General features: G+C 62.6%; 15 protein-coding genes and 1 tRNA gene. 10 read left to right on the top strand and 6 right to left on the bottom strand.

What is annotated here, in order from left to right:
• Positions 1–4: 4 nt before the first annotated feature.
• Genes ACFPN2_RS28575 through ACFPN2_RS28565 form a run of 3 tightly spaced genes read right to left on the bottom strand, consistent with a single transcriptional unit; the run spans position 5 to position 3202 of the window.
• Positions 5–1192 (bottom strand): carbohydrate porin, encoded by a 1188-nt coding sequence (locus tag ACFPN2_RS28575; RefSeq protein WP_380603067.1) that lies wholly within the window; start codon positions 1190–1192, stop codon positions 5–7.
• Positions 1189–2523 (bottom strand): sensor histidine kinase, encoded by a 1335-nt coding sequence (locus tag ACFPN2_RS28570; RefSeq protein WP_380603065.1) that lies wholly within the window; start codon positions 2521–2523, stop codon positions 1189–1191. Before ACFPN2_RS28570 ends, ACFPN2_RS28575 begins: the two co-directional genes overlap by 4 nt.
• Before the next feature lie 4 nt (positions 2524–2527).
• Positions 2528–3202 carry a response regulator transcription factor gene (locus ACFPN2_RS28565; RefSeq protein WP_380603063.1) on the bottom strand — a complete coding sequence of 225 codons (675 nt, stop codon included), beginning with the start codon at positions 3200–3202 and terminating at the stop codon, positions 2528–2530.
• A 217-nt stretch (positions 3203–3419) separates the two neighbouring features.
• On the opposite strand from ACFPN2_RS28565, the gene ACFPN2_RS28560 reads away from it, so the two are divergent.
• From ACFPN2_RS28560 to ACFPN2_RS28515, 10 genes are all read left to right on the top strand, one after another.
• The gene (locus ACFPN2_RS28560) at positions 3420–4457 is read left to right on the top strand and encodes a right-handed parallel beta-helix repeat-containing protein (RefSeq protein WP_380603061.1); all 1038 of its coding nucleotides are present in this window, start codon (positions 3420–3422) and stop codon (positions 4455–4457) included.
• A gap of 96 nt (positions 4458–4553) precedes the next feature.
• Positions 4554–5075, top strand: coding sequence for an RNA polymerase sigma factor (locus tag ACFPN2_RS28555; protein ID WP_380603060.1), 522 nt, complete (start codon positions 4554–4556; stop codon positions 5073–5075).
• 8 nt (positions 5076–5083) lie between these two features.
• On the top strand, positions 5084–6175 hold the full coding sequence (locus ACFPN2_RS28550) for a FecR family protein (protein ID WP_380603058.1): 1092 nt from the start codon (positions 5084–5086) through the stop codon (positions 6173–6175).
• 118 nt (positions 6176–6293) lie between these two features.
• Positions 6294–8810, top strand: coding sequence for a TonB-dependent receptor (locus ACFPN2_RS28545; RefSeq protein ID WP_380603056.1), 2517 nt, complete (start codon positions 6294–6296; stop codon positions 8808–8810).
• 60 nt (positions 8811–8870) lie between these two features.
• Positions 8871–10949 (top strand): amidohydrolase family protein, encoded by a 2079-nt coding sequence (locus ACFPN2_RS28540; protein WP_380603054.1) that lies wholly within the window; start codon positions 8871–8873, stop codon positions 10947–10949.
• Between the two features lie 33 nt (positions 10950–10982).
• Positions 10983–12167, top strand: a complete 1185-nt coding sequence (locus tag ACFPN2_RS28535) for an alpha/beta hydrolase (RefSeq protein WP_380603052.1) — start codon at positions 10983–10985, stop codon at positions 12165–12167.
• Positions 12168–12202: 35 nt separating this feature from the next.
• Entirely contained in the window at positions 12203–13498 is a 1296-nt protein-coding gene (locus tag ACFPN2_RS28530) for a metal-dependent hydrolase family protein (RefSeq protein WP_380603050.1), read from the top strand.
• Between the two features lie 14 nt (positions 13499–13512).
• Complete coding sequence (locus ACFPN2_RS28525) at positions 13513–14178, top strand: flavin prenyltransferase UbiX (RefSeq protein WP_380603048.1); 666 nt, start codon at positions 13513–13515, stop codon at positions 14176–14178.
• Entirely contained in the window at positions 14153–15421 is a 1269-nt protein-coding gene (locus tag ACFPN2_RS28520; RefSeq protein WP_380603046.1) for an MFS transporter, read from the top strand. Before ACFPN2_RS28525 ends, ACFPN2_RS28520 begins: the two co-directional genes overlap by 26 nt.
• Positions 15418–16734, top strand: coding sequence for a UbiD family decarboxylase (locus tag ACFPN2_RS28515; RefSeq protein ID WP_380603044.1), 1317 nt, complete (start codon positions 15418–15420; stop codon positions 16732–16734). The genes ACFPN2_RS28520 and ACFPN2_RS28515 overlap by 4 nt, the downstream gene beginning before the upstream one ends.
• Positions 16735–16737: 3 nt before the next feature.
• On the opposite strand, the gene ACFPN2_RS28510 is transcribed toward ACFPN2_RS28515, so the two are convergent.
• The 3 genes from ACFPN2_RS28510 to ACFPN2_RS28500 form a co-directional block, all read right to left on the bottom strand.
• A tRNA-Ser gene (locus ACFPN2_RS28510) sits at positions 16738–16827 on the bottom strand.
• Between the two features lie 78 nt (positions 16828–16905).
• The gene (locus tag ACFPN2_RS28505; RefSeq protein WP_380603042.1) at positions 16906–18543 is read right to left on the bottom strand and encodes an alkaline phosphatase D family protein; all 1638 of its coding nucleotides are present in this window, start codon (positions 18541–18543) and stop codon (positions 16906–16908) included.
• Between the two features lie 149 nt (positions 18544–18692).
• On the bottom strand, positions 18693–19601 hold the full coding sequence (locus ACFPN2_RS28500) for a M55 family metallopeptidase (RefSeq protein WP_380603040.1): 909 nt from the start codon (positions 19599–19601) through the stop codon (positions 18693–18695).
• Positions 19602–19656: the final 55 nt, after the last annotated feature.

The raw sequence follows: 19656 nt of genomic DNA, 5'->3' as shown, positions 1-19656 counted from the left end.
GCGTTCAGCCCGGCTCGTTGCTCCAGCTGAACTCGAATCGAAGTCCCACCACCCACGCGTTATCCAGACTTGGATCGGTGCCGGGATTGACGATGTATTGCAGGTCCGGCTGCAACGCGAGCCAGGGGAGCGCCTGCACGCGGTAGGTCAGCTCGATGGCCGTCTCGTGCCGTTCATAGGCGGTGCCTTGCGCCGCCTGCGCCCGCAGGTACGCATTGCCGTTGGTGATATTGGCTAAGGCTAAGCCCAGTTGTTCCTCGCGCTCGGCGCTTGCGAACAGTGGTCCCGACCACACGAGGCCTGCGCCGACGTACCGGGAAACCTGATGCACGTCGGCATCCGCGATGCCCAAGCGGAGGAAGCCTGAGAGCGCATTCTCGCCACGCTCGAGCAACTTTCCTTCGGTGAGCGCGTACACGCCGAGCGATTCACTTCGATGCAGTAACTCCTCGTCGTTGAAATCGGTGGATCGACCGGTATGGCGCCACACGCCGACGACGGCGCGACTCGCCTCAGTCGGATGCACCGTGAGCTCGCCCACGAGCAGCGCGCCCTCATCGTTTTCCAAATCGACGGTGGTGCGGTGAGGATGCGTGGGATCGCCCACCGTGCCTTCGAACGCCGCAAGACGGATTTGCAATCGATCGCTCGCATCCCAGCGGATCACGGTGCCCAAGCCCGTGACCGGAAAGATCGAGGGGCCGTTCTCGCCGACCTGACTGAAATCCGGGCCGATGCCGTGCGAGCTGTTGATGAATAGCGCACCGGTCTCGTTCACATCCAGTTCGCTGTTCAAATCGATCAGACCCAGCTTGATCGCGCCCACCTCGAACGCACGTTCCACCCACGCCTCATACAATCGCGTGGCGCCGTCCGTATCGATGTTACTGACGGTTTGAATGTCACCAACGATGCGATCCGAGAGCGTCGGATCATTGTTGTGCAGGCCCGAGACCAGGAACGTCGTGCCGGTCCAGCCCCAGGCGCGTTCGGCATCGAGCGTTGCGATCACGTCGATGTTGTCGAGATACGTGCCGTCCACACGCGCGCCGCCGCTGAAGTTGCGCCAGACCTCGCCTGTGTAGGCTGCTTCGAGCAGCAATGGCGGTGTGCCGTCCGGTGACTCGGCGGCGTCTGCAAACATCGGTAACCCCAGTGCCGCTACTATCGCCGGCACTCCCGCAGTTCTCATGTCAGGCTCTCTTTGGTCCACTGAATCGTAAATACGGCGCCGCCGTCGGGGGCGTTGTCCGCGGTGATCGTCGCGCCATGTCGCGCGAGGATGCTTTGAGCGATCGCAAGGCCCAGGCCCGCCCCGGCGCGGCCAGGCGCGGCGTCTCGCCAGAATCGTCGGAACAACAGCTGCGCGTTCTGCCGTGAAAAGCCCGGGCCGCGATCGCGAACGACCAGGCGCGCACCGGGGCCGACGATCACGTCGATGCTGCGATCTTTGGGCGAGTAGGCGATGGCGTTGTCGATGAGGTTCGCGAGCACGCGAGCGAGCGCTTCGGCATGGCCTTTGATGCTAGCGCCGCCCTGATCGATGAGCGCGATGTCACAGCCGCGGGCGACGGCGACGGGGAGCATGCGCTCGCAGACATCGCGCGCCAGGGTCGCAAGATCGACCGTCTGGGTGATTTGAGAATCGAGGGTGTCGGCTTGCGCGAGATCGAGCATCTGATTCACGAGGCGCGTCATGGCGGAGACGTCTTCGCGAAGCGCGTTCTTCGCGGGGCCTGCGTCCAAGGCCTCGACACGTAGTTTCAAGATGGACAGCGGCGTGCGCATTTCATGAGCCGCATCCGCCGTGAACGATTCGAGCGTCTGCATCGCCTGTTCGAGGCGATCCAAGGCGCGATTCATCGCAAGCACCAGGGCTCGAACTTCGCGAGGGGTCGCCGGAACGGTGAGTCGTGTTTCCATGCGCGAGGGATCGAGCGCATCGACCTCGGCGGCGGAGGCTGCAAGCGGCGCCAGCATCCGGCGCACGATATAAACATTGAGCAGCAACACCAGGATCGTGACGGGCGCGACGGGCACGATGACGTGCGTCCAGGCTTCGCGGAGGTAGACGATGCCGAACAACGGCAAGGTTTCGCCGGTCACCGCCATCGTCACCCACGACTCATCGGGCAGATGGCGCGAGCCGTACAGAATCACGGGATTGCTGTCGCGCTCGAGACGCGTCCAGTCGTGATCGGTCGGGGCGGGCAGGGTTGGGAAGTGGGTCGGGTTCGAAGGCTGACGTTCGAAGATCACGTTGCGATTGCGATCGAGCACCGTGAAGGCCCAGTCGTCGGCGCCTTGCGGCGGTTCGAGCGCTGACAGGCTGCGATGTGCATCCTCCGAGCTCAGCGCATCGAAGACGCGGTCCGCTTGCGAGGTCACGAGCTCCGCGGCGAGCTTGGGCTGTCGGCTCGCGTAGATCGCGAGCACGCCGACGATCTCGATCAACGAGACCAGCACCGCCGCTGCGACCAAGCGAACAGAGATCTGGCGAACGAGACTCGGACCGGGCTGCATCGTGCTACGACTGCTGAAAAATCGCGTAGCCGATGCCGTGCGCGGTTCGCACGAGGATATTGGCGCCAGCGGCGGTCAGGCGTTTGCGAAGCCGGGACACGGCGCTTTCGAGCGCGTTGGGCGTGACTTCCTCGCCGAAGGAGTAGAGCGATTCTTCGAGCTGGTTGCGGCGAACGACCTGTTCGGCGCGTCGCAGGAGTTGTTCGAGCAGGGCGACCTCGCGGGGGGGCACATCGATGCGCTGATCGTTCACGGTCACGCTGCGCGTCGTGGTATCGAGCGCGACGTTGCCGAGCTGCAGAACGACGCCGAGACTTGCGCCCGGCCGACGCAGCAGCGCCCGGCATCGCGCCGCGAGCTCCGCGATCTCGAACGGCTTCACCAAGTAATCGTCGGCGCCCCCATCGAGACCGATCAAGCGATCGTTGAGACCGCCGCGCGCGGTGAGAATCAGGATGGGCGTGGAGTCTTGGCCCTTGCGCAGCTCGCGCACGAGGCTCATGCCATCGCCATCTGGCAGGCCCAGATCCAGCAGAATGAGGTCGTAGCTCGCTGCGCTCCGCGCCGCCATCGCCTCTTTCAGCGAGCCACAGCGGTCGATCGCGAAGCCCTGACGCGTCAATCCCTCCTGCACGAGCTCTGCGAGCTGCGGATTGTCTTCAACGAGCAGCAGTCGCATGACACGGACGGCCGGGAGGGAGGGGATCGCGATTCATTCTCAAGTACTGCGCTGGCGACTTTGAGGCTGGCGGCAAAGGTCACAGCATAGGCGGTCGCGGCTGACCAAGACCTGACATCGTCTGGTGTCGCCTCGGCACCAGGCGGGGCCAACTTCGCATCTACGAGCATCGGCAGGTTGCCAACATACTTGACTCACCAACGTAGTGAGAATCCGCATGCCTGTGCGTTTCAGCCTGTCCGTGCTCGTGGTCGCAAGCGTGTTAGCCGGTTGCTCTAAGGGCTCGCAGGTAAGTCCCCCGGCAGTTTCGACCGGCCCGAAGACCCACGTGGTGTGCCCCACGCAGGCGCTCGCCGCCGACTGTGCGTTCTCCAGCGGCAGCGGCCTCCAGGCCGCCATCGACGCTGCGGCCGATGGCGACACGATTCGGATTCGACCGGGCACCTACACCGCGACCGCCGTGCGTGACGTGCCTTACAAGATCCACACGATTCGCGGCTTCGTTGTGGTCGATGGCAAGCGTCTGAGCTTGATCGGCGAGTCCGGCGCGGTGCTCGATGGCAGCACCGGTCCGCGAACCACGGGGCTCGTGATTCATCGTGCCAACGTGGACGTGCAGGGCCTCACGTTCACGGGATTCAAGTTCGACATCGAGGAAGATGAGATCTACGAAGGCCACGGCATCTTCGCGATCGACAGTCGCGTGCGGGTGCGCGATGTGACGATCGAGAAGTATCAAAAGATGGGCCTCACCGGCCGCGGTCACTCCGATCTCGACGCCGAGAACCTTCGCGTGCTCGATGGACACGTCGCGATCTGGCTCGATGAGCACGCGCACCTGCGCCTCGCGAACGCGATCATTCGCGGCAACGATTCGGCTGGCATCGCCGCGTACAACCAGGCCTCGGCGCATGTCGCGAACTCGGTGTTCGAACGCAATCTCGATGACGGCTTATATGCCGAGCAGGACGCGACGATCTACGCGACCAATTCGATCTTCCTGAACAACAAGCCGTACGTCGCGCGAGCAACCGAGAACAGCAAGATCTGGGTGGGATACAGCGGGATGTTTGGTAATGAGGGTGGGTTGTTCGCGAAGGATGCGGCGGTGGTCAGGAAGGGCGCGAACGTGATCGAGTCCGACCCGAAGCTCGCCGCGGACTATCGGGTGCAGCCAGGATCGCCGCTCGAGGGCAAGGGCGATCCGGAGTTTGGCGTGCCCACGGGCAGCCCGTCGGTGATCGGCTTGCGCTGAGGCGGCGTCTGGGCCGGAACGGGGCCCGGATTCCGTAGCCACTTTTTTTCCGAATCGCTCATAGCATAGTAGGGGTCGGCTACCCAGAGAACCCGTTTGCCCACCGAAGACCATCAAGCGTTCGTCAATGAGCTGGTGCAGGAGCACGGCCAACGCCTGCGCTCGTTCCTGGCACGACGATTACACGGGGCCGGTGCCGATCTTCCGGACCTGGTCCAGGAAGTGTACCTGCGTCTGCTGCGCATCCCGGACGTGCAAACGATCCGCAGTCCCAGAGCCTATCTCTTCACCGTCGCCATCCACGTCTTGCATCAGCATCGGCTCAATCTCGCGAGCTCGCCCGAGGCGGTCGATATCGCCGAGGCGCTGCCGATGCTACAAGCCCGCAGCGGCGACAATCCTGCCGAGCAGGTCGAGGCCTGGGATCGACTCGAAGGTTTCTACGAAGTCCTGGGCGAGCTGCCGCCGAAGACCTACGCGGTGTTCGTGCTCCACCGCCAGTACGGCTATTCGCGTGAAGAGATCGCGTCCCAGCTGGGGCTGTCTTACGCAATGGTGAAAAAACATCTTGCGCAGGCCCTCGTGCATTGTCGGCGCCGACTAGACGCAATGGAGTGATGCGCGCCATGTCACCGCGAAAACCGAAAATCAACGCTCAGATCCTGGAAGAGGCGGCCGAGTGGTTCGTTGAGTTCGATCAGGAGGACATCGATCTGGCGAGCCGTCGGCGATTCGATGAATGGCTGCGGCGCTCGCCCGATCATGTGCGCGCATTTTTGGAGCTGGTGCCCGTGTGGGAACAGGGTCGCGTGGGGCGGGGCCCGCTCGCCGGCGATGATCCTCAAAGCATCATCGCCCGGGCATTGAACGCGCCAGATAATGTGGTCTCGATCAAGGCCGGTCTCGAATCGTCAGAGTCCGATCAGGGCACGCCACGTGTGAAACGTCGCGCCTGGGCGGCCCTTGCCGCCTCACTGCTGCTTTGTTTGTTCGCCGGTTGGATCTACAGCGAGCGAAACTCCTACTCGACCGGCATCGGCGAGCAGCGTTCTTTCGTGCTCGCCGACGGGTCCGTCGTCGAGTTGAATGCCCGCTCTCGAGTGCGAGTTCGCTACAGCGAGCACGGGCGGGATGTCGAGCTGCTGGAAGGGCAAGCCTTGTTCCAGGTCGCACATGATGAGACGCGCCCGTTCGTGGTTCATAGTGGCGACGCCCGGGTCCGCGCGGTCGGGACGCAGTTCGATGTCTATCGCAAGCGAACGGGCACCGTGGTCACGGTCGTCGAAGGGCGGGTCACTGTCGCCTCCGAGACGGCCGCGCCGACACCTCGAGCCGCGGTCACCTCAGAGGAGGCGCTTCCATCAAGCGCCGCGCCTCTGCATGCGCATGCTGGAGAGTTGCTGCTCGCCGCGGGCGAACAGGCGACCGTCACGCCGCATGCGGTTGAACCTGCGGCCACTGCAAACGTTGCGGCAGCCACCGCCTGGATGCAACGCCGTCTGGTGTTTCGAAAAACCACCCTGGCCGAAGTGGTGGAGGAATTCGGCCGATACAACGCTCGATCCATGCGCATCGCCGATCCGCAGATCCAGGCCTTTCTCATCAGCGGTACGTTCTCGTCCACCGACCCGAGCTCGCTGATTCGCTTTCTGCGCGAGCAGCCCGGCATGAGCGTCATCGAAACAGACAAAGAGATCCGCATCGAAGCGGCCCCGTAGCCACTTTTTTTTGGAACCGCTCTCTATATCCATAGCCATGAGTCACCGTCATTACAAATCTGGCGGTCGCGCATGGAGTCGTCTGAGAGACGAATCAAAAAAATGGGGAGGGGATTGCATGCGTACTATGGTTGCAAGCGCGGTCGTTTGCATATCGATTGCCGGAGTATCCGCCGCGGGCGAAGCTGACGCGGCCATTCGTCGACCAACAAACATTCCCGAGCAATCGCTCGATGAGGCATTGCAGGTGCTCGCAAGCGAGCGCGGCGTGCAGATGATCTATCCCTATACGGTGGTGGGGGAGCGGCTGACGCGCGGTGTGCATGGCGAATTGACGCTCGCCGAGGCGTTGGACCAACTGCTGCAAGACACCGGGCTGCGCTATCGCTACCTCGATCAAAAGACCATCACGATCGCGCCGGTTCGGAAAACCTCCGAGACCGAGGCATCCGAGCGCGGCGAGGGCTCGTGGGGAAGGCTTCGTCTGGCGCAGGTTGCCGGACAGGCATCGCGTGGAGCGTCCGTCTCCGGCAACGTGGAATCGGCCGCGCTCGAGGAAGTGATTGTTACAGCGTTACGACGCGAACAACGCACTCAGGATGTGCCCGCCGCGATCAGCGTGTTGTCGGGCGAGGACATCAAGGCAAAGGGCGCGCAGGACATGCGCGACTATCTGACGACGATTCCTGGCGTGAACTACTCCGAGCGTAACGTCGGCGGCATGAGTGTCACCATCCGTGGCATCTCGGACGGCGTCGGTGCCAGAGACGCGCTCACCGGCCTGTACATCGATGAGGCGCCGCTGACGGACACGTCGCTCGGAACGCTGGACCCGGATATCTATGACGTGGATCGCGTCGAGGTTTTGAAGGGCCCGCAGGGCACGCTCTACGGCGCAGGCTCGATGGGTGGCACCGTGCGGGTGCTGTCGAAAAAGCCCAAGCTCGATACATTCGAGGCGGCGTTCCGGGGCATGGTATCGAGCGTCGATCACGGCGATACCGGCGAGCGCATCGACGGTGTCGTCAACGTGCCGCTGATGGATGATCGCGTGGCCTTGAGAATGTCAGCAGGCTATCGCAAGGACGGCGGCTGGATCGACGATGTGACGCGCGGTGACAAGGACGCGAACACCATCGAGAAGAAAAACGCACGCGCGCAACTGTTGGTGCGCCCCGCGGACGGCACGTCGGTCATCCTGGGGTTCCTGTATCAGAACCAGGAGATCGGTTTGCCGCCGTTCGACGACCCGGGCGGCGCCGATTTCGCGAACGGCAAGATCTATCGGCAAAGCCGCGAGTCGGACACCAAATTGTTCAGCCTGACGCTGAATCAGGACTGGGATCGCGTGTCGCTGGTCGCCGCGAGCAACTACCTGACGAAGGATGGCAAGGGTACTTACGATGCCACCAGCACTTCGCAGCGAAACATCATCAGAGCGTTGACCGGCATTACGCTCGGTCCGTTGGAAGGGCTCGGTCTGCAAGTGCCGGGCAGTCTCGATCAATTCACGCAAGAGGTGCGCCTGTCCTCCGTGGGCGATCAACGGCTCGAGTGGCTGGTGGGCGGCTACTATTCGGATGTGTCGACCGAGACCGGCGAGACGATCGACCTATCACAGGCGCCGAGCCTCGCAGGCGTGCTCACGTCCGACGGTTATTACGAGGCGCTCAACACCCGCGATACCCAACAGATTGCCGGGTTCTCCGAGCTGACCTTCAACTTCACCGACAGACTGTCGCTCACCGCGGGGCTGCGATTGTTCAATGTGCGAGAGCAGAGCAGTTCTCGCAGCAGCGGCTTGCTCGCCGGCGAGGACTCCGCCACGAGGCAGGATTTCGATGAAACCTCGACCACTAAAAAGGTCGCACTCCAGTTCGAGGCCAGCCGCGATCACATGATCTACGCGCAGGCCGTGCAAGGCTATCGTAACGGTGGCGCGAACACGCCCGTGCCGCCGTCGTGCGCGGCAGCGTTGCAAGAGGCCGGTTATGACGGCGTGGCGTCCGCGTTCGATCCGGACGATTTGTGGAACTACGAAATCGGCTCCAAGAACACGTTGTTCAACGGTCGCATGCAGCTCAATGCGGCTGCGTTCTACATCGACTGGAAAGATATGCAGACCACCGTGCCGCTCAGCTGCGGCATTGGATTCGTGGTCAACGCTGGGGAAGCTGCGAGCAAAGGCATCGAGCTCGAAACAGCGCTGCGACCACTGGATGGCCTCACGGTCAATCTGTCGGCGTCCTATCTCGACGCGGAGCTGACCGGCGTTGCGCCAGGCTCGGCGAGTAAAGAGGGCGATCGGCTGCCGCAGTCTGCCAAGCTGTCCTGGAACATCAGTGCGCTCTATGAGCATCCCATCGGAGGAGAGCTCATGGGCTTCGCGCGCAGCGAGGTCAATCATGTGGGCGATCGTTGGAACAGCTTCTGGCCCATCGGGCCACGCTCGACCTTGCTCGATAGTTACACGACCGTGAATGCGCGCATTGGCGTCGGCACCGAACGTTGGACGGTGGCGATCTTCGGGACCAATCTCACCGACGAGCGCTACTTGCTGGACGCCAACCTTCCGACCTACGAGCTCGTGGGCAGGCCGCGGACTGTCGGTCTCGAGGCACAGGTCGGATTCTAGGCGCGTTTCGACGCGCTCTCCCAAGTTCACTCCCTACGATAAGACAGCAAGGCGGTGCCTATGCTTCGAAGATTGTTTGCGCCTCTATGGTGGCGTTCTAGCACGCGTTGGCTCATCTCTGGCGCGCTCTATGTGGTGATGTATGCCGGCACGGCTTCGGCGGCGTCAGCGGTGACGGAACGTTACGTCGCCGTGGTCGCCGAGGGGCAGATGGGAACGCTCGCCGTTGCGCGTGCCGGCGAGCGAGTGGATATCGACTATCGCATCGATAACAACGGGCGCGGTCCCAAGGTGCATGAGTCGATTCGTCTCGGGCGTGAAGGACTGCCGGTGGATTGGCGCATCGAAGGCTCGCGCGACAAGGGCGCGCCACTTCGCGAGACCTATCGGTTCTCCGGCGGGACCGCGAGCTGGAAGAGTCTCGAGGATTCGGGCACTGCGCGCTCGGACGCAGCGCCGATCTATGTCCCGAACGATGCGAGCCCGTGGAGTCAGGGGCTGTATCTTCGTGCTCTACTGAAGGCGCCGGGCGGCAAGCGAAGCGCGCTGCCGGGGGGTGTGCTTCGCGCCGAGAAGCTTCGCGATGTGAACGTGGGCTCGGGAGAGTTCGCACAGCAAGTCCAGGTCTTCGCGTTGTGGGGTATCGATATTTCTCCGCAGCTCGTGCTGACCCGCTCGAATGGCGAGTTCTTCGGCACGATCGATGCTCGCATGGTGCTCGTGCCCGTCGGGTATGAGCGAGAGTATGAGCCGCTGACCCGCCTGGCCTCAGAGCTCAACCGCACGTATCTGCAGCAGCTGACGCAACGGCTTCTGCATCGCTACGATCAACCCATCTATCTGCGCAATGTTCGTGTCTTCGACAGCAAACGCGCGACACTCGGCGAGCCTACGACGGTCGTCGTGTTTCGAGATCGTATCGTGAGCGTGCGGTCGGACGCCGTGCCACCGGCCGATGCGGTGATCGTCGAAGGCGAGGGTGGCACGTTGCTGCCCGGCTTCACTGACATGCACTCGCATGTTTCCTTCGACTCCGGTTGGGATCTGCCGCTGTTCCTTGCGGGCGGCGTGACCTCCGTGCGCGACGTGGGTGGTGACAACGAGGTGCTGCTCGATCTCAAACGCGCCACGGAAACCGGGGCGCTCATCGGGCCGCGAATGTTTCTCTCGGGATTTCTCGAAGGCCGCAGCCAGTATTCGGCCCGGTATGGCTTTGTGGTGGACCAGGTGCCCACGGCGTTGGAGAAGCTGCGTTGGTACGCGGATCACGGCTTCTGGGGAATCAAGATCTACAACTCGATGCCGCCCGACTTTGTCGCGCCCATTGCAGCGGAGGCGCATCGACTCGGGCTGCACGTGAGCGGACACGTGCCCGCGTTCATGACCTCCGAGGCGGCGGTCAGAGCGGGCTACGATGAGATCAATCATATGAATCAGCTGCTGCTGAGCTTCGTGCTCGATGGGAAGGAAGATACGCGGACGCCGCTGCGATTTACGGCGGTCGGCGAGCGGATGGGCACGCTCGATCTGGGCAGCGAACCGGTACGACGCATGATCGCGTTGATGCAGGAACGGGGTATCGCTGTGGATGTGACGATGGCTGGCCTCGAATGGATGTTGCTGACGCGACCCGGTGTCTCTCCGCCGAGCATGACAAGCTGGCTCTCTCATATGCCCGCGCCATTTCAGCGTTCACGGCGCACCTCCGTGCTCGATATGAAGCCGGAGCAGCTTCCGCAGTATCGAGCGAGTTGGGAGAAGCTGCTGCAAGCGTTGAAGCTGTTGCACGACGCCGGCATCCGCATCCTTCCCGGGACCGACGATAAGGCCGGCTTGTTGCTGCCGAGTGAGTTGGAAGTGTACGGGCGAGCGGGAATTCCGAAGACGCAGGTGCTGCAGCTCGCGACGCTCGAGTGCGCCCGCCTGCTCGGACGCGACCAGGATCTAGGCTCGATCGAGTCCGGCAAGCTGGCCGATCTGATGCTGGTCGATGGCGATCCGACGCAGGATCTGAACGTCCTTCGCAAGGTGCGCCTGGTGATGAAGAACGGCGACGTGATTCTTCCGGAAGAGGTGTTCTCGACGATGGGCATCGAGCCGTTCGGCCGACAGCCCACGCTGGTCCTGCCGCGTTCTTGAGTCGCCGTACCGGACTTCACCCAAGGTATCGTGATGAATCGATCCAGCTCATTCGCTTGCGCGTGGCTCGCTGTCGCAGGCTTCGTTGTTTCGCTGCCTGTGGCTCGAGCCGCGCACGCTCAGACGCCGGTCACGTTGCCGTCGACCTATGGGCACACGCTGCGATCCAAGTTGAATGGCGCTGAATATCAGCTGACCGTCGTGCTTCCCGCGGAATATGAGAGCAGCCCAAGCGCTCGCTATCCGACGCTGTACGTCATGGACGGCAATCGCTGGGCTCAACTGCTGGCGGTCTTGTTGCCCAGGTTCGCCTCGCGGGGCGCGGTGCCGCCGATCATTGTCGTGGGCGTCGACTATCAGGATGCTCGGCAGCGCTATCAGGACTACGGACCGTTGTCGCAGCGCTACTACCCGATGGATCCCAAGCGGGGCGCGGTGAACTTCATGCGTGTGATGAAGGAGGAGATCATTTCCTTTGTCGATGCGAACTATCGAACCGACCCGAAGGATCGCGGGATCGGCGGTCATTCGCTCGGTGGGCTGTTCGCGGCGTATGCACTGCTGCATGAGAGCGAGACGTTTCAGCGTTTTTGGATCTCCAGTCCGTCACTGTTTTATGAAGATGAAATGCTGTTCAAGGATTTCGCGACCTTCGTCAAGCAGCGCATCTCCCGACCGCTGTATGTCTTCATGGATGTCGGCGGTGAGGAGTTGCCGGCCATGCAGGGCACGCTCGAACGGTTCGCTCAACAGCTGAGCGAGGCGCAGCGGGACAAGATCATCGCCCGCACGTTCGTCGTACCGGAAACGAATCACATGACCGTGGTGCCCAACGTGTTCGCACCCGCCTTGGAGCATCTCTATAGATACAAACCCGAGATCACACCCGCGGCGGTGGACCTGCTGCGCTTCGCGGGTGACTATCAGCTGCCGGATGGTCGCGTGGTGACGCTCATCACCAATGGCAGGGAGCTCCTGTATCAGGACTCCACCATCGATTTCCAGACGTCGGGCGCGCTGGTTCGACTGCTCGCATCCGCTGCCAACACGTTTTTCCAGCGCGGCGATGGCATGGAAATCGCGTTCCCGGAAGGCGATGCCATTCCGCAGCGGCTGCAGTTGCGCGAAGCGGCGACCCAACAATGGGTCGAGGCGGTGCGATTGCCGCCGGCAACGCCGAAGCGCGTGGCGCAACCCACCAACCCCGGTCGTCCCTGACCTCGACAGCGCGGATCTCAAGCAAAGGAAATATCGTGAGCTACCGAATCCTCATCGCGTCCGTTCTGCTGTTGTTGGCGGGTGCCGCGAGCGCCGGCGAATACTTGCTGCACGCGGGGCGAATGGTTGACGTGGTCCAAGGCAAGATCGTCGAGCGCGTCAGCATCGCCGTCTCCGGCAACCGCATTACCCATGTCACTTCAGGATATGCGACGCCTGCCGCCGGCCAGCAACTCATCGACTTGACCGATCACACGGTGATGCCCGGTTTGATGGACATGCATGTCCATCTGACGACGGAGCGCTCAGCGCAGGTACGAACGGAAAAGTTCTTGATGGAATCGGCCGACTACGCGTATCGCGCCGAAGCGTTTGCCGAACGCACGCTGCTGGCCGGTTTCACGACCGTGCGCGAGATGGGAGACCAGGATCGCAACCTGGGCGCCTCGATGCGCCGGGCGGTCGATCGAGGCTATATCCATGGGCCCCGCATCTTCACCGTCGGCAAAGGCCTGGCCACGACGGGGGGCGTCGCTGATTACTCGAGTGGCCTGCGCCACGAATATATGGGAGAGCCCGGGCCGGTGGAGGGCGTCGTCAATGGTCCGCTGTCGGCGCGTCAGGCAGTGCGCCAGCGTTTCAAGGACGGTGCCGATGCCATCAAGATCAACGTCGACGGTCTCGGCGCCAATCGGTTCGGCAATGAGATGGGGCCGCAGTGGATGCAGGATGAGATCGATGCGGTCGTTGCGACCGCGGCGGATTACGGCATGACCGTCGCCGCGCACGTGCATTCCTTGGAAGCGATTCGGCGTGCGGTGCGTGGAGGCGTGACTTCTATCGAGCACGGCACCTATCTGGATGAGGCGACCGCTCGCGAAATGAAAAAGCGCGGGATTGCATTCGTGCCGACCATGACCGCGCTCAAATGGATCGATGAACCCGATGCTGCCGGCTCGCACGTTTCCCCTTACAGCGACCGAATCGATCAGAGCATGAAGGTCGCGCTCGAGGCCGGCGTGTGGATCGTGTTCGGTAGCGACGCGGGCGTCTTTCCGAATGGCACGAATGCGGAGGAGTTCGTGCACATGGTCGGTGTCGGCATGTCGCCGATGGCAACGATTCAGAGTGCGACGATCGAGGCCGCCAGGATGTTGAGGATCCAGAAGCAGCTCGGCTCCATCGAGTCCGGCAAGCTTGCGGACATCGTCGCGGTGGCCGGCGATCCGCTCGCCGATATCGCGCGGATGAAGTCAGTCGGCTTCATCATGAAGGACGGTGTGCTGTACAAGCAGGGCGGCAAGGTCGTGCTACCGATCGGCGATCGTTGACGTTGTCATTGCCCATGCGAAACCCTGGAACGTCCAAGCCCGGCGATCGTATCTCGGTAGCCTTCACCGGCGCGTCGGGCCTGCAATATGGATTGCGCCTGCTGCAATGTTTGCTGGCGGCGCAGATGGAAGTGTACGTCATGGTTTCCAAGGCGGCGCGGGCCGTCTTTGCCTGGGAGCTCGACGTACACCTGCCAGGGCAGAACAAGGCGATTGCCAGTTATCTCGCTCAGCAGTTCGGTGGACGAGAGGAGCAAGTGCGGGTCTTTGGCGATCAGGAGTGGACGGCGCCGGTCGCGAGCGGCTCGGGCGCACCCCGTGCGATGGTCGTCTGTCCTTGCAGCATGGGGACCTTATCGTCGATCGCAGTGGGCAGTAGTCACAACCTGATCACGCGCGCGGCCGATGTCGTCATCAAAGAGCGGCGCCAGCTGATCCTCGTGCCGCGTGAGACGCCGTTTTCGCTCATTCATCTACGAAACATGACGACGCTCGCGGAGTTGGGCGCGGTGATCCTGCCGGCCAACCCGGGCTTCTATCATCGGCCGCAGCGTGTCGAGCAGATCGTCGACTTCATCGTGGCGAGGATCCTGGATCAGCTCGACATCGCGCACGACCTCACCGTCCGGTGGGGCGCTCCGCCACAAACAGCCGATGAATCAAATAGCGAGGACGATTGAGTTGCCTGTAACGCGTGCGCCGTTTGGATGGCAGGTGGTCGTGGCGTGTGTCATTGGCTCGGCGCTCAGCCCCGCGACGTTGATCAATGTGCCGTTCAGTCTGTTCGTCACTGAGCTGCAGCAGGCATTCGGCTGGTCTCGTTCGCAGATTACCGGGGCGTTGAGCCTCTTTCTGTGTGTCCTGGTGGTGTCGCTGCCGCTCGCGGGACGACTCGTCGATCGGCTGGGCGCGCGTCGCGTCGCCATTCCCTCGATCCTGCTGTATGGCGCGGCGCTCGTGTCGATGGGCTGGCTCGGCCCGAGCCTCGCCGGCTGGTATGTCATGTACGCCTTGCTGGCCGTGCTGGGCGCGGGGGCGCAAAGTCTGACATTCATCCGAGTGATCTCCGCTTGGTTCGACCGACGGCGGGGCCTGGTGATCGGCATCTGCATGGCTGGATTTGGCCTGGGCTACGTGGCGGTTCCCATGATTGCGCAGTCCTTGATTGCTATCGGCGGATGGCGTCTGGGTTACGTGGGTCTCGGGCTGCTGGCATTGCTCGGAGCGCTGCCCATCGTCACGTTGCTGCTGCGTGATTCACCGGCGCAGGTGGGGTTGCACATCGATGGGCAGGTTCACGATTCGCAGCCGGCGTTACATCGGGAACCGATCGGCGTGTCGCTCGCCGGAGCGATGCGAACCCGCGAATTCTGGGTCCTGGCGGCCACGTTTCTATTGATGTCATTCGCCTTGAACGGCGTGCAATCGCAGATCGTGCCCATGCTCACCGATCGGGGCATGAGCGCTGCCTCCGCCGCGATCATGTTGTCCGCCATCGGCGTCGGCTCATTTCCCGGCCGGCTCGTCGTCGGCTTCACGATCGATCGCGTGTTCGCGCCCTATGTGGCTTTTGTTTGTTATGCAGCTGCCGCCGTCGCGATTCTCTGGTTGATGGAGGGCAGCGGCGTCGCGGGTGTGTTCATTTGCGCGGTGGCGGTGGGCGTCGCGCTCGGCGCTGAAAATGACCTGTTGGGATATCTCGTTGGTCGGTACTTCGGATTGCGTTGGTTCGGGCAGATCTATGGCGCACTGCTCAGCGTCTATCTGATCGGGGCCGCGCTCGGCGCTTATCTCAGCGCGCAGGTTTATTCGGCAACAGCCTCGTATCACGCTGCGCTTCAACTCGATGCGGCAGCGATCATCGGGTCATGCGGGCTTCTATTGTTTTTGCGCCGGTACGATCGCGGGGAACGAACTCAATGAAAGACTTTATCGAGAAGCTAGCCGCCGACGGTGAGTTGCTGATCGTCGATGAGCCCGTGAACCCCAAGTTCGAGCTCGCCGCGGTCACCCGGAAGATCCAGACGATCAGCGAGAAGGCGGTGTTGTTCAACAACGTCGCCGGTACCCGACTGCCGGTCGTGAGCAACCTGTATGGTAGTCACGATCGCCTTTGCCGGCTGATCGGCGCCACCTCGGATGCATTCTGCCCGGCGTGGGACAAGGTGCTGCGCTCAGCTGTGCCGTCGCAGATCTACGAGCACGTCGCTGCGCCCGCGGATTTGATGGAGTGCTCGCTGAGCGATCTGCCTCTGATCACTTATCACGGTAAGGATGCGGGACCTTATTTCACCTCCGCGATATTTCTTGCGCTTGAACCTGATACGGGCGTGCCGAACCTGTCGTTCCATCGTTCGATGTATGTGAACGATCGGGAACTGCGCGTTCGGCTGGGCTCCTCGCACGATCTGGCTCGCTATCAAAAGAAGGCGGAGCAGCGAGGCGAGGCGCTGGAGGCGGCGCTGCTCATTGGGGTGCCCCCGGAAATCTTTCTCTCCGCGGGATACTCGCTGCCCTACGAGGCGAATGAACTGGAGCTTGCGGCGAAGCTGCTCGGCGGGCCGGTCCCGATGCGATCGTGCAGCCGGATCGGCTTGTCAGTGCCGGCCGCGACCGAGATCGTCGTGGAAGGTCGCTTTGTGCCGAACGTGCGTCGGCCGGAAGGACCCTTCGGCGAATTCCTGGGCGCCTATGTGCCAGTAGGTGACAACCATGTGTTCGAGGTGCTGGCGGTGACTCATCGCGCGGGTGCTTATTTCCATGCGCTGACGTGCGGCACGGCGGAGGACTTGCGGCCCCTCGAGGCACTGACTGCGGCGCGCGTGTACGAACACGTCAGTCGAGTCGTGAAGGGTGTGCTCGATGTGTCGACCCGCCCCAACTGCATGATCTCGATTCTGAAGATCCGGCAGGAGTATGAGGGCCACGGCAAACACGCGTTGCTCGCGGCATTGGGCTCCAACATGGACTACAACAAGGTCTGCATGGTCGTGGATGAGGATGTGGACATCTACGATCTCAACGACGTGATGTGGGCCTTTCTCACCCGGGGACCGGCCGACCAGCGAGCGATGGTGCTGGAGCGCATTCCAGGGTTTTATCGCGATGAAATGAAAGACCACTGGGGTCGTCTTGCCATCGATGCGACGATGCCCTGGGGACGTCAGGCGGAATTCGAGCGCAAGGCCATACCGGGGGAGGAGGGTGTGGACTTGGCCCGGTATCTGAGGGCGTAAGGTTGGCGGAAGGGGTGGGATTCGAACCCACGAGACTCGTGAGAGCCTGCCGGTTTTCAAGACCGGTGCAATCGACCACTCTGCCACCCTTCCACGCATGAGGCGGCCCCGGGCGGGTCGGCCCGGGGGCGCGCATCCTAGCATGGATCGCGGGTGGGACGCCCGAGGGGGTCAATCCCAGCGGTCGTGGTCGCCCTTCGACGGCCGGGGCTCGAGCTGCTTGCCGAACACCTTGGTGCCGTTCAAGTCCTTGAGCGCGACGCTCAGCACCTTGCTGTGCTCGTCGATGTCGATCTGGCCGAAGAACTGGAAGCCGGCGCTCGGCGGGGCGTTCGGGGCCGGTGGGGTCTTCGAGAAGATCACTTGCGGGCCGAAGGTCTTGTCCATGGGGTTCGGGCCGAAGGTGCCGGCGTTCAGCGGGCCGGCGACGAATTCCCAGAACGGCGCGAAGTCCTGGAACACCGCCTTGTTCGGGTCGTAGTAGTGAGCCGCGCAGTAGTGAATGTCGGCGGTCACCCAAACGATGTTGCGAATGTCCTCGCGCTTGATGAAGCGCAGTAGGTCGGCGATCTCGAGCTCTCGTCCCGAGGCCGGGCCGTCGTTGCCGTTCGCAGGGCCTTCCCATTTCGCACGGCCTTGCGGATCGGTGCCGTCCGGAATCTGAACGCCAAGCGGCATGTCGGCCGCGATGACCTTCCACGTCGTGCGGGACTCTTTGAGCTTCTTCTTCAACCAATCAATCTGCGGCTTGCCGAGGAACGCGGTCTCCGCGCTCGGTTCAGCCTGCAGGTTGTACGAGTTCGGTCCGCGATAGCTGCGCATGTCGAGCACGAACACATCGAGATCGCGGCCATAAGGAATGTGACGATAGACGCGCTCTTCCTCGGCCTGGTTGTGCCAGCGCATCGGGGAGTGTTCGAGGAACGCGCGCGTCGCGCGGGCGGTCAACGTTTGAACGCGTTGCTCGGTGTAACGCGAATCGAGCACCTTGCTGTCCGACCAGTTGTTGGTGACTTCGTGATCGTCCCACTGCCAGATCTGCGGCACTTCGGCGGAGAAGCGCTGAATGTTCGCGTCGTAGCGGTTGTAGAGATGATTGCGGCGATACTCGTGCAAGGTCTCGGCGACCTTCATCTTCTCCGGCACCTCATCGAGGAACGCATTGGTCCAGATCAGGTTGCCGGCGGTGTCGGTTACGCGCTCGACCATCGGGCCGTCGGCGTAAATGGTGTCGCCGGAATGAATGAAGAAATCGGGGCGCACCTGGCGCATGGCCTCATAGATCTTCATGCCGCCGAAGCCGAGATCGATGCCCCAGCCTTGACCGGCCGTGTCGCCCGACCACACGAAACGAATGTCACGACGATGCGACGGCGGCGTGCGGAACTGGCCGACCAAGGGCTCGCTCGACGCGCGGCCGGAATCGAGGTCCTGGTAGCTCACGCGCACGAACACTTCCGAATCGGCCGGCAGCTGCGTGAGATCGATGCGCGAGGTGAAGTCGGTGACTTCGAGTGCGTGCGGGCCGCGAATCTTCTTCGAGCGCTTGAAGGTCTCATCGAGCGACCACTCGACAATCATGCGAGCGGCGCGATCGGCGCGGCTCCAGATGATCGCGCGATCGTCGATCACATCGCCGATCTGCAACCCCCAGTTCGCCATGGGACGCGTGGCGTCTGAGGCAATCACGGCCGGTGCCTGCTTCGAATACAGAATGCCGCCGATACCCGTGAGCGTGACGCCGCCGAGCGCGGCCTGCTGCAAGAAGGAGCGACGAGACACACGGGGATCGTTGCTGTTGTCGGTCATACCTGGCTTCCTATGACGGGGCTGGGGAGGCGCTTGTCATAAGGCTAGGCGGCCGATGTGTCGGAGGCGTTACGTGCAGGTTGCAGGGGGGCAGCGTCGGCACGTCCCTGTGCCCATCACACGCGAAACATTTACAGGCTCAGCATCGATCAGGGATCCATGTCCGCTTCATACGTCACCGCGAACTCGACGAACTTGGAGGCGGTCGGCATGTCCTTGGCGGTGTAACGGATCGTGTGGGAGTCGAGGCGCTCGACGATGGGCAGATAGCTCAGCATGTCGGCCTGACGATAGCTCTTGAAGCGGATGTCGAAGCGCACCGGCGTTGCGACCTTGTAAGGTTTGAAGCTCTTGATCCGACCGAGCGCACGTTCGGTGCTCGCTCGAAGCACGTCGTTTGCTTCGGCGGGCGTGAGCGTGCGAGCGGAGTGGAAGCCCACCGCCCATTTCACGACCGCGCCTTCGACATTGCCCAGTGTGCCTTGCAGTTCCTTCACGAGCTGATCGTCGCCGCTGACCATGATGACGGGCACGCCAAAGTGACCTGCGATCGCGGCGCTGATCTCGCCTTCGCCCACTTGTTTGTCGTTGATGCGCACGTCGGCGAGGCGGGCGCTGGAAAGCGTATGCGCACGGACGCCATGCTCATTGTGGGTGCTCGTGTGATAGCCGAGCAGGATGGCGCCGGCGAAGCTGTCGTCGATGCCTTCCATCATCATCAGCGGGCGGGGCCAGGAGCGGATCACCGACACCTTCTTCGGGAATTTCTCGATCAGCAGGTTCTGGCCATTGCCATGCGAGTCGCTCACGACGATCTCGATGACGCCGGCGGCGAAGGCAGCATCGATCACGGTGTTCACTTCGGCCGTCATGAACTCACGGAAGCGCCCATATTCGAAGCCGGTGGGATGGAGCTGCTGGTCGCTCACGACGCCTGCGACCCCTTCCATATCGGCGGAGATGTACAGCTTGAACGGCGTCTGTGCCGCGGCGAGGCCGGGCAGCAGCCCGAGGCTGAGCAGGGCCAGGACAGGGGACAGCCGAGCGCGATCTTTCATTCGGGGGACCTCGATGCTTCTGTTGGTGGGTCGGTGAGCCGTCGATCATAGAAGG

It is taken from the genome of Steroidobacter flavus, assembly GCF_042651805.1.
Taxonomy (GTDB): Bacteria; Pseudomonadota; Gammaproteobacteria; order Steroidobacterales; family Steroidobacteraceae; genus Steroidobacter; species Steroidobacter flavus.
The sequence above is the reverse complement of the archived record's forward strand: the minus strand, read 5'-3'. Positions and strand labels throughout refer to the sequence as shown.

Excerpts from the sequence above, each read along its gene's own strand:
- ACFPN2_RS28525 (WP_380603048.1), top strand. The coding sequence starts at position 13,513 with ATGCGAAACCCTGGAACGTCCAAGCCCGGCGATCGTATCTCGGTAGCC.
- ACFPN2_RS28520 (WP_380603046.1), top strand. The coding sequence starts at position 14,153 with ATGAATCAAATAGCGAGGACGATTGAGTTGCCTGTAACGCGTGCGCCG.
- ACFPN2_RS28545 (WP_380603056.1), top strand. The coding sequence starts at position 6,294 with ATGCGTACTATGGTTGCAAGCGCGGTCGTTTGCATATCGATTGCCGGA.
- ACFPN2_RS28500 (WP_380603040.1), bottom strand. The coding sequence starts at position 19,601 with ATGAAAGATCGCGCTCGGCTGTCCCCTGTCCTGGCCCTGCTCAGCCTC.
- ACFPN2_RS28570 (WP_380603065.1), bottom strand. The coding sequence starts at position 2,523 with ATGCAGCCCGGTCCGAGTCTCGTTCGCCAGATCTCTGTTCGCTTGGTC.
- ACFPN2_RS28535 (WP_380603052.1), top strand. The coding sequence starts at position 10,983 with ATGAATCGATCCAGCTCATTCGCTTGCGCGTGGCTCGCTGTCGCAGGC.
- ACFPN2_RS28575 (WP_380603067.1), bottom strand. The coding sequence starts at position 1,192 with ATGAGAACTGCGGGAGTGCCGGCGATAGTAGCGGCACTGGGGTTACCG.
- ACFPN2_RS28565 (WP_380603063.1), bottom strand. The coding sequence starts at position 3,202 with ATGCGACTGCTGCTCGTTGAAGACAATCCGCAGCTCGCAGAGCTCGTG.
- ACFPN2_RS28560 (WP_380603061.1), top strand. The coding sequence starts at position 3,420 with ATGCCTGTGCGTTTCAGCCTGTCCGTGCTCGTGGTCGCAAGCGTGTTA.
- ACFPN2_RS28540 (WP_380603054.1), top strand. The coding sequence starts at position 8,871 with ATGCTTCGAAGATTGTTTGCGCCTCTATGGTGGCGTTCTAGCACGCGT.
- ACFPN2_RS28505 (WP_380603042.1), bottom strand. The coding sequence starts at position 18,543 with ATGACCGACAACAGCAACGATCCCCGTGTGTCTCGTCGCTCCTTCTTG.
- ACFPN2_RS28515 (WP_380603044.1), top strand. The coding sequence starts at position 15,418 with ATGAAAGACTTTATCGAGAAGCTAGCCGCCGACGGTGAGTTGCTGATC.
- ACFPN2_RS28550 (WP_380603058.1), top strand. The coding sequence starts at position 5,084 with ATGTCACCGCGAAAACCGAAAATCAACGCTCAGATCCTGGAAGAGGCG.